This window comes from Paenalcaligenes sp. DL 463 (genome assembly GCF_057475185.1).
In genome coordinates this window covers 213913-228258 of record NZ_JBYBKX010000001.1, presented here as the reverse complement: position 1 = coordinate 228258, position 14346 = coordinate 213913, and the positions used below count along the sequence as shown (strand labels likewise).

Here is a 14346-nt window from a genome sequence, read left to right as displayed (position 1 = left end):
GGACTAAGGCCCCAAATACCAACTGGTATTTGGGGCCTTATTGTTGTGGCGAGAACGAGCGTTTTAGCTATCGTCTTGCTCGCTTGCTGCCGTTTTAGCTGCTTTCTTGGCCACCTTCTTTACCGCTTTCTTCGCCGCTTTTTTTGCGGTTGCCTTCTTTGCAGCGACTTTTTTGCTTGCGGCTTTTTTTGCTGCTGCTGTCGTTTTAGCGGCTGCTTTCTTGGCTGTGCTTTTCTTTGCTGCTTTTTTCCCGGCTTTGGCTGGGCGAGGTTCGAACTCGAAGCTGACCTTACCTTTGCTGTCGCGCGTTAAAAATGCCTTGAACTTACGGTTGGTGCGGTTTGATACGAAGCTGTCGAGTAAATCGGTTTTGCCCTCGACGAGTAACTTGCGCATTTGCTCTTCGCTAATTTCCTGCTGCAAAATAACTTTTCCACTACGGAAGTCGCAGTTTCGCTCTTTCCCAACGGATTTCTCGCAGATATAACGAATGCCATGCTCGTAAACGTTTGCTTGACACTTAGGGCAAGGGCCTAAGGCTGTTTTCTCGCTGAAATCAACCTCTTCATCGCTATCATCATCGTTTTGACCGAAATCGAATTCCAGCTTGTTTTCGTCGGTGATACGTAAAATCGCGGCAAAGGGCCTGCCCATTTTGCTGATGAAACCGGTTAAGGGGCCGATTTCTTTTTTCTGCAGTAACTCTTCGACTTCTGGAAGCTCAAAGGTGCGCCCGCCTGGGTGTTTTCCAAACGAGAATTCGCAATTGGTGCAGGCATAACGACGATAGTTTTCTTTGACGACGCTTCCACACGAAGGGCATGGTGTTTCGAGTGTGGCGTAATCACCGGGCACGGTGTCACGCTCGTACTCTTTAGCGCGCTTAACAATGACTTGGGTCATTTGTTCGATTTTGGTCATGAACGCTTCGCGATCTAATTGACCTTGTTCGATTTGTTTTAAGCGATGCTCCCATTCACCCGTCAATTCGGGTGAGGTTAGCTCATTGACCCCTAAGCCCGAAAGCAAAGTCATCAGCTGGCGTGCTTTGGCGCTAGGTACCAGCTCGCGGCCTTCACGGCGTAAATAGGCCTCGTTTAGTAAGCCCTCGATAATGGCCGCACGTGTGGCAGGTGTACCTAAACCACGCTCGGACATGGCTTCGCGCAAGGACTCGTCGTCAACGAGTTTACCTGCGCCTTCCATGGCTGAGAGCAAGGTGGCTTCCGTAAAGCGTGCTGGGGGCTTGGTCGCGAGTGCGCGTGCCTCAACGTCTTCGGTCAAGACCTCTTCGTTGTCGTTAACGGGCACGAGGTTATCGTCAGAACCTTGCGCCTCACGGCCATAAATGGCGAGCCAACCGGGGTTGACCAGCACCTTACCTTCAGTTTTGAAGTGGTTACCCGTTACTTTAGTGATGCGAGTGGTGACCCTAAACTCGGCTGCCGGAAAGAATATGGCCAGGAATCGTCGTGTGACCAGTTCGTAAATTTTAAATTCGGCATCGCTAAGTTCACGTGGAACTTGTAGCGTAGGAATGATGGCAAAGTGATCTGAGACCTTTTTGTTATCAAAGACTCGACGGCTGGCTTTCACCCATTGCTGGTCGACGATTTGCTGCGCAAAGGGTTGTACGGAACTGGATGCTGGGGTGCCTGCTTCGGCTAAAGCCCGCATGGTGTCTTTGACCGTGGGCACGTAGTCTTCGGGCAGGTAGCGTGAGTCAGTACGTGGGTAGGTTAAGGCCTTATGGCGCTCGTACAATGTTTGGGCCAGCCCCAAGGTGGTTTTGGCAGAAAAGCCAAAACGTGAGTTCGCTTCACGCTGCAATGAGGTGAGGTCAAAGAGCGCGGGTGATTGTTGGGTTGAAGGTTTTGATTCTTCACTGACAACGCCGGGTTTGCCCACGCAGGCTGAAACTACTGTTTTCGCGGCATTTTCAGACCAAAGGCGTGAATCACGCTTTTCGTTGTCGGTTTCGTCTTTCTTAAATTGAGGGTCGAACCAACGTCCGGTATACAGGCCTGCTGCCGCGACGAAGGTGGCGTGCACTTCCCAATAATCGCGGGATTGGAACTTACGTATGGCTTCTTCGCGAGCCGACACGATGGCTAAGGTTGGGGTTTGCACACGGCCTACGGGTGTTTTAAAGAAACCACCGTCTTTGCTGTTAAAGGCCGTCATGGCCCGTGTGCCATTGATACCCACTAGCCAGTCGGCTTCGGCGCGTGAGCGGGCCGCGGCTTCTAAGGGCTTAAGCGCATCGTCATCGCGTAAGTTCGCAAAGGCTTCGCGTATGGCGGCTTGCGTCATGGAACGTAACCAGAGACGCTTAACCGGTTTGTTCACGGCTGCATACTGCACAATGTAGCGGAAGATTAGCTCACCCTCGCGCCCCGCATCACATGCATTGATGATGGCGTCTACGTCTTTGCGCTTAAGCAGTTTAACCAGCAGTTTTAGCCGTTCGGTCGAACGCTTATCGGTAGGGTTGAGTTCGAACTGAGGAGGAATAACCGGTAGATGAGTAAAACTCCATTTGCCGCGTTTGGGGTCATTAGGCGCAATAAGGCTTAGCAAATGCCCAATGCTAGATGCCAAGACATAGTTTTCGCTTTCGAAGTAATCACCCTCACGGGTAAAGCCCCCCAAGGCTCGGGAAATGTCCAAAGCAACAGAGGGTTTCTCGGCAATAATGAGTGTTTTATTCATGTGTTTCCAATGACAGCAATTCCGCAGCAGTAGCGCGGATAATACGAGCAGGAGCACGTATTACGCAAGTTCAGAGGGTTAAAAATTCTATTCTTGATAGTAAGAGTAGGCGTGTTTTGGCCCTGAATAGCTTAGCACTGTAGCAAGTTTTGTTGTCGCATGCTTGACAGTCCTTAGGTCAATCTCGGTTTTTGTACTTTACGATAGCAGACTTAAGCGTAAAGTATAGGCTCGAGATTGTGGCGTGCGCGGCTATTTTGTGTCGCTCAAAATGTTTATACACCTATCTACGTTTTTATGATGCTTAAACCCAAAGAAGGGATCGACACTCCTCGATCAGCCCAGTGGCTGCAGTTTTTATGGCGCAGCGGCTTAGTGTTAGGCATGTTGTTGTGTGCCAGTGCGGTCATCATTTTTATTGCAGCGAATTGGTCTCACATTGCAAAGGTGTGGCGTATTGCGGGTGTGCAAGCTTTGCTGGCGGTGCTGGTGGGCTTAAGCCTTTATCTAGGACGCTGTAACGCGTTAGCGTGGAAGCGGGTCTATTCGCCCGCGACATTATTACTGACGGTGGCCAGTGTGGTGGTAGGTGGCTTGTTCGCTTTGCTAGGGCAAACCTACCAAACCGGAGCTGACCCGTGGCAACTGTTTGCGTTATGGGCGCTGATCTTACTACCGTGGCTTTGGGCCAGCCGATCCGTTGTTATGGCATTGTTTTGGATGGGCTTGGTTAATGTAAGCCTAGTCTTGTGGTTAGGAACTAACGTTGGCCCCGACTTTCTGTTTTGGATATTCGACAGAACGTCTAGCTGGAGCTTGGTGCTATTGAATGCGGCTTTTCTGCTATTGGCCGAGAAGGCATCCTCTTATATTGCAGATGGGTATCGCTTGCTTCCACGTGCGGCGTTACTGTTTTTGATCAGTGCGATGTCTGCAGAAGTGCTCGCTGCCGTTTCGAATACGGAGCACTTTTTATTGGCTTTTGGCGTTGCCACCATACTGTCTGGTGCGCTGTGGTACTGGTACTTAAACCGAGCTCGTTCGGTTGATGTGCTAATGGGCAGCCTGACTTACGCGTTAGTTTTCGTATTAAGCATTGCGCTATTGGGCCAATTAGAGCTGTATCGTATTGAGTACCTGCTTGTAGTGGTAGTGTTACATGGGGTGCTTGCGTTCTTCATGATTCGGGACTTAAGCCGACGGTGGCAGCGCACAAAGCAGCGTCGCTCTAATGTTAAGGTGGCTCCACAAGACGAGAGTGCAAACGAGTCTGATGTAGCGGTAGAGGCTAAGCAACCGTGGTTTTTACGTGTGTTCCGTAGCATTATTGCCTTGTTTTTAGGGGCGATGCTGAGTGTTTTTGTTGGCTCCTCGTTTTGGTCGGACGCACCTTACGTCAGTGAGCTCATCATGGTTCTTGGCTTTGTGACGGCCATCGTATTGTCACGCTCTGCAAACAGCCTTTGGCGTCAAGACATGGCGGCAGTGGTGCTTGTGCTGGGCATGGTGTTCGGTGTGTTTAGCCATTTCATGAGCTCTGGCGGGCCTCATCATGGTGTGCTGTTACTGTACATGGCTCTGGGGATAGGGCTGTACTATTACTGTCGCGCCTGGCCCATGCGCTTTTTGAGTAGTATCTGGGTAATAGGGCATTTTTTCACATGGGTGATTTACCTTAACCCTTATCATTTCTGGTTAGCGATTGAGCAAGATCGCACGGCGCTGGTGGTGGAGTTTTACGCCATGCTGTTCGTGCTTATCGCGCTGTTCATGGCGGCAATGGCGCACCGCAATGAACGTCACTATGGCTATTTATCGCCGGCCATGTGGGCCAGTGTGTTGGCCTCTTTTGTGGCGGTGTTTCCGCTACAGAGCTTATGGGCGCTTGACGCGGAAATAGGCTGGGTGTGGCACTGGCAGTTCTCATCGTTTGTGGTGATGATGTTGCCCACGCTAAGTTTGTACGTCGCGTTACGCCGATCGAATGCCTTGAACCGCAATAGTGTGTTGACGTTGATCATGATGGGGGGCGCCACGCTGGCTTGGACGGGCTTTCCTACCCTATCGCTGGCGATTACATGGGGGGTCTTAGCCTATTTTTGGCGTAATACCACCCTTCAGGTTATCGCGGGTTTAGCGGTGTTGGTGGCATTGAACCAGTTCTATTATTCCTTAGCCCTTAGTTTGAATGTGAAAGCATTAATGCTAATCGTGACGGGGCTTTGGTTAGTGGGTGTGTCAGCCTTACTGCCACGAGCGGCAAAAAGTAGATCCTCCTTAACACAGCGCTCTTCTTCAGGTGAGAAGGGGCTGCCTTATCGTCCTACATTCGTGTTGCTGGGTTTGTTCATGTGCCTAGGTGTGGCCAACTACGATGTGTGGTCTAAAGAGCGTCTATTGCGTACAGGTCAAGCGGTAGTGCTAGAGCTGGCACCGGTTGATCCCAGATCGTTAATGCAGGGTGATTACATGACGTTGCGCTTTAGCGTCGGCAACGAGTTAGCCCAACAGCTTTATGGCGACGAAGCCGAGGCGTTGCGTCAGCATAGCCGCTTGTGGTTATGGTTAGCACCGGATCAAAATGGCGTGGCATGGCGCTTACGGGGTATCCAGACCCCTCACGCTTCAGAGCCGGTTTTTTGGATTCAAGAGGGACATACGTCGACAGAGCGTCAAGCGAGTGCCCTAACGTTACAGAAACCGGATGATGTCGCGCTATCCAGTCTGATTAAGCTACGAGTACGACGCGATCAACTGGGTTGGACACCGGGTACGAATGCGTGGTTTTTTGCGGAAGGGCAGGCTGAACGCTTTGAGGCAGCGAGGTATGGCGAATTTGTGGTTGCTGATGATGGTAAAGCCCTATTACGTGCGTTAATGAATAGCGAGGGCCACGTCATAGATTAACGTTAAAAAGCCAGACGGTAAGGTCTGACTTTTTTAGGGCTTTGCTTAGTGCGTGTGCGCGTTAGTGACAGAGTCGGTCGCTGTCATCAGTAATAAGCTCTTCGAAAATAAGGTGTTCGATTTCAGCTTCGTGACTCCACAGCACCATCAAGGTAACAATTTTGATTTTCTCTAAGGGCACAGGGGATTCATCCACGGCTTGAGCTCGTTCGATAAGGATTTCTCGTAAGGCGGGGGAAAGTGCACCGGAGTTCTCTAGAAAACGGATGAAGCCAAGAGCCTCTTGCCCGATAAGACGGTATTCTTGATCGGTATAAATACGCTGACTGGTTGGAGCGTGCTGGGCCAAGATGGGTTGTTGCTGCTCGGTTGATTCGCGCAGCCCATGTAACCAACTAAGGGCGTCGTTAATCTCGTCGTCTTCAAAACCTATTGCGGCTAACTTATGAGCCAGAATGTCGGCTTTAGGACAAGCCTGTGGGGTGTAATAGGTTTCGAACAAATAAACCAATATATCAAACATAAGCGTGGGTCGCCGTCCAAAAAATGACGAAAAAGCTCGGATGAGCGGTAACCGCTAAGCCAACTTTACGCTGAATTAAGCGCAGGGGCAAATGGCTATTTTGTCGTTTGCTCCATGACTAAGAGATCGGCTCCCTCATTTACCTGATCGCCTACGTCGTAAAACACCTTGCTAACGACGCCATCGTGGGGGGATTGGATGGCGTGCTCCATTTTCATGGCTTCTAACACTAACACTATTTGTCCGGTTTTCACCACATCGCCAGCGGCCACGGCCACAGAAATCACCTTCCCGGGCATGGGGGCTTTGAGATCGCCATCGGAAGCCGTGCTGTGACCGTATTGCTGCTGTATGGGGTCATCGAACTGTAATTCGTAGTGTTTGCCGAACAGTTCAAAATTATAGTGGTGACCGTCAATGTAGACCCGCACATTAATCAGGTGATGCGCTAACTGCAGGTGAACGTAATGGCCGTGGGGCGCGGGGCGACTTTGCCATTGCAATGGGCGTCCTTCGTAACGCCAGCGTCCATCTTGTTGGCGTAGCAGCACAGGGTAGGATTGTGCCCCTACGCTAAATTGCAGAGCTTGCGTCCACCGGGCGTTGAGACGCCATCCGTCCGTGCTGTCCCACGGGTCAGCGACAAGGCTGGGTGATCGGTGATTACTGCCGAAGCCCTGTACGGCCATGCGGGCAACACCTGCTACGGCTAAGGCTTCGGGGGTCATTTTAGGAGGATCTGGGAACAGGGCTTCGGTGCGGCGTTGTATAAAACCGGTGTCCAAATCGGCTTGGGCAAAAGCCGTATCAGCGGCTAAGCGCTGCAAAAACCGTACGTTGGTGTGCGGACCACGTATGTGTGTGTGATTGAGCGCGTTGATGAGCGTAGTCAGTGCTGTCTGTCTATCGGGCCCATGCGCGATGAGTTTGGCGATCATGGGGTCGTAATAGGGGCTAATGGTGTCGCCTTCGCGTACACCGCTGTCTATACGCACTTCCGACTGGTCAAAGCCTTTGTGTTTCGGAAAAAGCAATTGCTGAAGTTTCCCGGTGGAAGGTAGGAATTCGTTCTCGGGGTTTTCAGCATAGAGTCGGGCTTCAAAGGCGTGGCCCATGACTGGTATTTGCGCTTGACTCAAAGGCAAAGGCTGTCCGGCCGCTACACGCAGTTGCCACTCGACCAAATCGATACCGGTAATCAGCTCGGTGATGGGATGCTCAACCTGTAAGCGGGTATTCATTTCCATAAAGTAAAAATTACCCGTTGCTTCGCAAATGAACTCGATCGTTCCCGCTCCGACGTAATTAACGGCTTTTGCGGCAGCGATGGCGGCGCGGCCCATGGCGTGTCGCTGCTGCTCGGTCAGACCGGGAGCAGGAGCTTCTTCAATGACTTTTTGATGACGTCGTTGTATTGAACAGTCGCGTTCGTGAAGGTGGACGATGTTTCCGTGTTGATCACCAAAGATCTGTATTTCGATATGGCGTGGCTTATCAAGGTAGCGTTCAATTAATACGCGCTGGTCACCAAAGCTTGTTTGCGCTTCGCGTTGGCAAGCCTGAAGTGCGGTGGCGAAAGCCTCGGCACTTTCTACAATGCGCATGCCCTTTCCGCCCCCGCCTGCAAGCGCTTTAATTAAAACGGGGTAGCCGATGGTGTCGGCTTGTTCCGCCAGAAAACGGCTGTCTTGTTGGGGGCCGTGGTAGCCCGCAAGCAAGGGTACGCCCGCTTTCTCCATGATGGTTTTTGCCGCGGCTTTATCGCCCATCGCGGCGATGGCGTCCGCAGATGGACCGATAAAACATAGCTGAGCTTGTTCACATGCGGCAGCGAAGGCAGCGCTTTCGGCTAAAAACCCATACCCTGGATGTATGGCTTGGGCTTGGGTGGCTTTGGCGGCCTGAATGATGGCGGTGCCGTTTAGGTAACTTTTTTCCGGTTCGGCCTCACCGATATACACGGCTTCGTCCGCTAAGTGCACAGCTAAGGAGTGTGCGTCGGCATCCGAAAATACTGCCACCGTGCGTATCCCCAAACGCTGACAGCTTGTGATAATACGGCAGGCGATTTCACCACGGTTTGCAATTAACACGGTGTGGAACATGCGACCCCCTTTTTACATGCGAAAGATTCCAAAGCGCGTGGGCTCAATCGGAGCATTGAGTGCAGCGGATAGGGCAAGGGCCAATACCTGGCGAGACTCGGCGGGCTCAATAATGCCGTCATCCCAAAGTCGGGCACTGGCATAAAACGGATGGCCTTGTTCTTCGTATTGTTGTCGTATGGGGGCTTTAAAGGCATCTTCGTCGGCCTCTGACCAGTCTTGTCCAGCGGCCTCTAGCTGGTCGCGTTTTAGGGTGGCCAGTACGCTGGCGGCTTGTTCTCCTCCCATCACTGAAATGCGGGCATTTGGCCACATAAATAAAAAGCGCGGATCGAAAGCGCGTCCGCACATGCCGTAATTACCGGCGCCAAACGAGCCGCCGATGATGAGGGTCAGTTTAGGTACTGAGGCGGTGGCGACGGCATTCACCATTTTGGCACCATGGCGCGCGATGCCTTCGTTCTCGTATTTGCGCCCCACCATAAACCCGCTAATGTTCTGTAAAAAAATCAGGGGTATTTTGCGCTGGCAACACAGTTGAATAAAGTGCGTGCCTTTTAGGGCAGATTCAGAGAATAAGATGCCATTGTTGGCAATGATGCCGATGGGCATGCCATGTAAATGAGCAAATCCGCAGACTAAGGTGCTACCAAAGCGGGCTTTGAATTCTTCAAAAATCGAGCCATCGACGAGGCGTGCAATGACTTCACGCACATCGTAAGATTGTCGGCTGTCGATCGGCACAATGCCGTTGAGTTCTTCCGATGCATAGAGGGGGTCAACGGCTTCGCGTAAAGGCCATGGGAAGGTCTTGGTGCGGTGTAGTCTGCCCACGGCCTCTCTGGCCAGCTGTAAGGCATGGTCATCGTTTTCTGCAAGGTGGTCTGCCACGCCTGATAAGCGGGTGTGCACATCACCACCGCCTAAGTCCTCGGCGCTGACCTCCTCACCCGTTGCGGCTTTTACCAAAGGGGGGCCAGCCAGAAAAATGGTGCCTTGATTTCGAACAATGATGGATTCGTCGCTCATGGCCGGCACGTATGCGCCGCCTGCCGTACACGAGCCCATGACCACGGCGATTTGTGCGATGCCCATCGCGGACATTTGCGCTTGATTGTAAAAAATGCGTCCGAAGTGATCTCGGTCGGGAAAAACCTCGTGCTGGTTCGGTAGGTTGGCGCCGCCTGAGTCGACCAGATAAATGCAGGGTAGCTGGTTTTGCTGCGCAATCTCTTGAGCACGTAAATGTTTTTTAACGCTTAAGGGGTAATAGGTACCCCCTTTGACGGTAGCGTCATTGCAAACAATCATGCACTCTGTGCCAGCGATGCGCCCGATGCCCGTAATGACACCCGCGCCGGGAGCCTCGTTGTTATATAGGTTGTAAGCGGCCAGTGGGGAGAGTTCTAAAAAAGGGCTGCCGGGGTCAAGTAAACGGCGCACACGCTCTCGGGGAAGCAGTTTGCCGCGCTCAGTATGGCGTTGCTTAGCCGCGTCGCTACCGCCTTTAGCGTTGTGTTGAATGCGCTCGCGTAGTGCCGTAATTTGTTCCTGCATTGCACGGGTTTGTTCGGCGAATTCGCTTGAGCGGGTTTGTATCGTAGAGAGTATTTGCGACATAAGCGTGCTGACACCTTGTAGTGATAAAACCCAGCAGCCATAAGCTGCTGGGAAAGCGGCACGTATTGCCTTGACGAATTACTGCATTTCGACTGCCATCGCGACGGCTTCACCACCTCCAATACATAAGGTAGCGATTCCTTTCTTCAGGTTTTTCTGTTTGAGTGCAGCGATTAGCGTAGCGATAAGGCGTGCACCCGATGCCCCAATGGGGTGGCCCAATGCGGTGGCGCCCCCGTAGACGTTAACCTTATCGTGGGGGATGTTGAGCTCTTTCATGGCGGCCATGGTGACGACGGCAAAGGCTTCGTTGATTTCGAATAGGTCAACGTCTTCGATGTTCCAGCCGGTTTTTTGAAGAAGTTTTTGCACAGCGCCGACTGGGGCCGTGGTAAACCATTCTGGCTCGTGCGAGTGACTGGTGTGCGCCACAATTTTTGCTAAGGGCTGACAACCTAGCTCTTTAGCTTTGGATTCGCGCATAAGAACCAGCGCTGCAGCGCCGTCGGAAATGGACGATGCGTTAGCGGCAGTAATCGTGCCATCTTTCTTGAAGGCAGGACGCAACCCTGGAATTTTTTCAGGCATAGCGCGTTGAGGTGATTCGTCAGTGTCCACAATGGTGTCGCCTTTGCGACCACTGATGGTAACGGGGGCAATTTCAAATTTGAAACTACCGTCTTCACTGGCGGCACGTGCGCGGCGTAATGACTCGAGGGCAAAAGCATCTTGCTCTTCGCGGCTGAAGCTGTATTTGTCCACGCAGCTTTCGGCGAACACGCCCATGGCAGTACCGCTTTGGTAAGCATCTTCAAGCCCATCCAGTGCCATGTGGTCGTAGACGGTAGAGTGACCATAGCGGTAGCCTTCACGGCCACGTAACAGTAGGTAGGGGGCGTTACTCATGCTTTCTTGCCCACCCGCTACCACTACGTCCACGCTGCCTGCTTTGATAATGTCGTGGGCAAACATGGCGGCCTTCATGCCAGAGCCACACACCTTGTGAATGGTCGTAGCGGCCACGCTTTTCGGTAAGCCAGCGCCTAGCGTCGCTTGACGTGCAGGAGCTTGTCCTTGGCCGGCTTGAAGTACGTTGCCCATAATGACTTCGTCAATTTGTTCAGGCGATAGTCCAGCACGCTCTACCGCCGCTTTGATGGCAACGGCGCCCAGTTGGTGAGCGGCTTGCGAGGTCAAACTGCCCAGCATGGCCCCCATGGGTGTGCGCGCAACAGAAACAATCACGACGGGATCTGACATGGATAAAACTCCTAAAAAATTGAACTGACTTAGGCCTACGTTGTGGTCTGGCGTACGGGTAGGCGTTTTGTGGCAGGATAAGGGTAAATATTTTCAAGGCGACCTTGGGCGACTTGGTCTCGGCATTGATTCCACCACCTAGCATCCAGTAAATCAGAGTGGTGTTTCAAGAATGCTTCACGTATGCGCGGGTCACCTAATAAAAACCATTGGAACTCTTCCGGAAAGACGTCATTTTTGGCAATGGGATACCACGGCTCGCTGGCCATTTCTGCCTCGTCATTGGGCGCGGGAGGGATGGTTCTAAATGTCATCTCGGTCATGCGCTGTATTTCATCATAATCGTAAAAAACCAAGCGCCCCAAACGGGTGATCCCAAAGTTTTTGTATAACATATCACCGGGGAAAATATTATTGGCCGCAAGTTCTCGAATGGCATCACCATATTGCCTTATGGCGCTGGCAATAGCGGCATCCGAGGCCCGATTGAGGTAAATATTTAACGGCAACATGCGGCGTTCGATGTAAACATGACGTACTACTATCGCATGCTCGTTCTCGTCGAGCAGACTGGGTATTTCCCTACGTAGCTCGTCGAGTAACGCCGGTGCAAAGCGGTGTTTGGGTAGCGCCACATGCGAGTATTCCCACGTGTCAGCCATGCGCCCCGCGCGATCGTGTTTTTTCACCAGTAGGTAGCGATTTTTAACCGTAGCATGAGTCATGCCGTCTTTACGTATGCGGTCACGAATGACCTTAAACACATAGGGGTATGAAGGTAGGCTAAACACACACATCACCATACCTTCGATGCCAGGCGCGCGTTCAAACTGGTCGGTAGAGTGGCTTAGATGGTGCAGGAAGTCTCGATAGAATAGCGTTTTACCCTGCTTTTGTAGGCCGATAGCGTTGTAGAACTCGGCTTTGGATTTGCGCGGCAGTAGGGTGTTAAGAAAGTTGACATAGGCTGATGGGATATCCATATCCACCAAGAAATAGGCCCGTGTAAAACTAAATAAGGTACTGATGTCATCGCTGTTATCAAGCAGCGCATCGATTTCGATTTTTCCGGCTGTGTTATGAGCCAGTGCGATGGCAAAGGGATGCACACTGCCATGGTTAATAAAACGGCCGACAATGTAAGCCCCTTTGTTTCTGAAGAATAACGAGTTCAATACGTGTAGCTGGCAATCTGGGCCAATGCGATGGCCGGGATCAGCGGGCAATTGTTGACGTACTGTACGAATCATACGGCGCGCTAAGCGGCGTACGTCCGCTGGCAGATTGGCAAACGGGGCGGCGAGACCAAATTGGACGATGAGGGTTTTTAGCGCGGGGATTAAACCGTGGGCTGTTGGGTAATAGGCTTGATACGAGGCACGGTTGTCATCAAGGTACTCGGTCGCAATGGCCGGGCGTACGAATAAAAAGTCGTTATTGAAGTAGTTGCGATGCAATACGCGGCAGGACACCGAGTTGAAAAAGGTTTCGGCGCATTCAGGTTGAAGGTGGCTGTGCAACAGCTCTACAACTTCTTTTTTGACCTGATGCCAGAATTGCCGTTGATGCTCATCCAGTTCAGACGAATCCGTTTGGCTTGTGGCTGCTATGCGACTGCCTTTTAGGGCCGAAGCAAGAATGGCAGCGCATTCACGCACACGGATATCGTAATACTCGATGCGTTCACGAGACAGTTGTTGAATACCATGCCAATCGCCCGATTCGAACAACACTTTGGCGCGCTGAGCACTGTAACGAAACAAGGCATAGTGGCGATTGAAGCCATCCAGTATGGTTTGCGCGATGTATTGTGTTGTTGGCCCTTGTGGGGGTAGTGGCGAGATCGCTGGCGTGTCAGATAAATACAAGGCCATGACAGTGGTTACAGAGTTTCATTAAACAATTCGCGACCAATTAGCATACGTCGAATTTCGCTTGTGCCTGCACCAATTTCGTAAAGCTTCGCATCACGCCATAAACGTCCGGTGCTGTAGTCATTTATGTAGCCGTTTCCCCCTAAGATTTGTATGGCCTCGCCCGCCATCCATGTGGCTTTTTCAGCGCTGTAGAGAATCGCGGCGGCGCAGTCTTTACGCAGGTGACGTTGATGCGTATTCGGGTGTCTGTCCAGTGCTTTTGCGACGCTATAACACAGTGCTCGACATGCTTGTTGAGTGGTGTAAAGATCGGCGATTTTGGCCTGTATTAATTGAAATTCGCCAATAGCTTGTCCAAATTGCTTTCGATCATGAATGTAGGGTAGGACAATATCCATCACCGCTTGCATGATGCCTAAGGGGCCGCCTGCTAAGACGGCGCGCTCGTAGTCCAGACCGCTCATTAATACACGGACTCCGCCGTTCAATTCGCCCAGAATATTCTCAGCCGGAACCCTACAGTCGTTGAATACCAATTCGCCGGTGTGGCTGCCTCGCATGCCGAGCTTATCGAGCTTTTGCGCCACACTAAAGCCAGCAAAATCTTTTTCCACAATGAAGGCGGTTATGCCATGTTGTTTGGCTTCGGGTTCGGTCTTAGCGTACACAATGAGCGTGTCGGCATCTGGTCCATTTGTAATCCACATTTTGTGACCGTTTAAGACGTAGCTGTCGCCTTGCTTTTCAGCACGTAATTGCATGCTGACCACGTCCGAACCCGCTCCAGTTTCACTCATAGCCAAGGCACCCACGGCAGTGCCATTAATGAGCTTGGGTAAGTACGTGGCTTTTTGCTCGGTCGTTCCATGCCTAAATAGTTGGTTCACACATAAATTAGAGTGGGCACCGTAGGAGAGTCCTACCGAAGCACTGGCGCGTGAAATTTCTTCCATCACAATCAGGTGCGCGAGATAACCCATATTGCTGCCGCCGTAGTCTTCGCTTACTGTTAAGCCCAGCGCCCCGAGCTCGCCCAGCTTAGGCCAAAGCGCCATGGGAAACTGATCGTCTTTGTCCAGCTCTTGAGCAAGAGGGGCGATTTCGTGGTTCGCAAATTGACGGACAGTGTCGCGTAGCATATCTAGCTCTTCGCCGAGCTCGAAATTAAGGCTGGGCAGGTACATGGTTGTCTCCAATCGTGGCGATGACGTGTACTAAAACAATAGAGAAGGTGCTGTGACTAGTTATACGGCCTTTATCCCGTGCAGGGTAATTGGGGTTTGCCAGTTTAGGCGTAACGGCTCTGCAATAAGGCCGTATTCGGTGTACAACGTAGAAATCG

General features: G+C 51.8%; 8 protein-coding genes. 1 reads left to right on the top strand and 7 read right to left on the bottom strand.

The annotated features are described in order from the left end of the window. Window positions 1–63: 63 nt before the first annotated feature. Window positions 64–2712: a DNA topoisomerase III gene (locus tag AC2UZI_RS01090; RefSeq protein WP_486941987.1), complete on the bottom strand. Its 2649-nt coding sequence runs from the start codon at window positions 2710–2712 to the stop codon at window positions 64–66. 297 nt (window positions 2713–3009) lie between these two features. Between AC2UZI_RS01090 and AC2UZI_RS01085 the strand changes: the two genes are divergently transcribed. After that, entirely contained in the window at window positions 3010–5619 is a 2610-nt protein-coding gene (locus AC2UZI_RS01085; protein ID WP_486941986.1) for a GDYXXLXY domain-containing protein, read from the top strand. A 61-nt stretch (window positions 5620–5680) separates the two neighbouring features. Here AC2UZI_RS01085 and AC2UZI_RS01080 read toward each other — a convergent pair whose 3' ends face one another. The 6 genes from AC2UZI_RS01080 to AC2UZI_RS01055 form a co-directional block, all read right to left on the bottom strand. Beyond that, window positions 5681–6142, bottom strand: a complete 462-nt coding sequence (locus AC2UZI_RS01080; RefSeq protein ID WP_486941985.1) for a Smg family protein — start codon at window positions 6140–6142, stop codon at window positions 5681–5683. 95 nt (window positions 6143–6237) lie between these two features. Beyond that, window positions 6238–8247 carry an acetyl/propionyl/methylcrotonyl-CoA carboxylase subunit alpha gene (locus AC2UZI_RS01075; protein WP_486941984.1) on the bottom strand — a complete coding sequence of 670 codons (2010 nt, stop codon included), beginning with the start codon at window positions 8245–8247 and terminating at the stop codon, window positions 6238–6240. A 12-nt stretch (window positions 8248–8259) separates the two neighbouring features. Then, on the bottom strand, window positions 8260–9867 hold the full coding sequence (locus AC2UZI_RS01070; protein WP_486941983.1) for a carboxyl transferase domain-containing protein: 1608 nt from the start codon (window positions 9865–9867) through the stop codon (window positions 8260–8262). 78 nt (window positions 9868–9945) lie between these two features. Further along, entirely contained in the window at window positions 9946–11127 is a 1182-nt protein-coding gene (locus AC2UZI_RS01065; RefSeq protein ID WP_486941982.1) for an acetyl-CoA C-acyltransferase, read from the bottom strand. A gap of 35 nt (window positions 11128–11162) precedes the next feature. Continuing rightward, entirely contained in the window at window positions 11163–13001 is a 1839-nt protein-coding gene (gene aceK, locus AC2UZI_RS01060) for a bifunctional isocitrate dehydrogenase kinase/phosphatase (protein ID WP_486941981.1), read from the bottom strand. Between the two features lie 8 nt (window positions 13002–13009). After that, window positions 13010–14188, bottom strand: coding sequence for an isovaleryl-CoA dehydrogenase (locus AC2UZI_RS01055; protein ID WP_486941980.1), 1179 nt, complete (start codon window positions 14186–14188; stop codon window positions 13010–13012). Window positions 14189–14346: the final 158 nt, after the last annotated feature.

Excerpts from the sequence above, each read along its gene's own strand:
- AC2UZI_RS01090 (WP_486941987.1), bottom strand. The coding sequence starts at position 2,712 with ATGAATAAAACACTCATTATTGCCGAGAAACCCTCTGTTGCTTTGGAC.
- AC2UZI_RS01085 (WP_486941986.1), top strand. The coding sequence starts at position 3,010 with ATGATGCTTAAACCCAAAGAAGGGATCGACACTCCTCGATCAGCCCAG.
- AC2UZI_RS01080 (WP_486941985.1), bottom strand. The coding sequence starts at position 6,142 with ATGTTTGATATATTGGTTTATTTGTTCGAAACCTATTACACCCCACAG.
- AC2UZI_RS01075 (WP_486941984.1), bottom strand. The coding sequence starts at position 8,247 with ATGTTCCACACCGTGTTAATTGCAAACCGTGGTGAAATCGCCTGCCGT.
- AC2UZI_RS01070 (WP_486941983.1), bottom strand. The coding sequence starts at position 9,867 with ATGTCGCAAATACTCTCTACGATACAAACCCGCTCAAGCGAATTCGCC.
- AC2UZI_RS01065 (WP_486941982.1), bottom strand. The coding sequence starts at position 11,127 with ATGTCAGATCCCGTCGTGATTGTTTCTGTTGCGCGCACACCCATGGGG.
- aceK (WP_486941981.1), bottom strand. The coding sequence starts at position 13,001 with ATGGCCTTGTATTTATCTGACACGCCAGCGATCTCGCCACTACCCCCA.
- AC2UZI_RS01055 (WP_486941980.1), bottom strand. The coding sequence starts at position 14,188 with ATGTACCTGCCCAGCCTTAATTTCGAGCTCGGCGAAGAGCTAGATATG.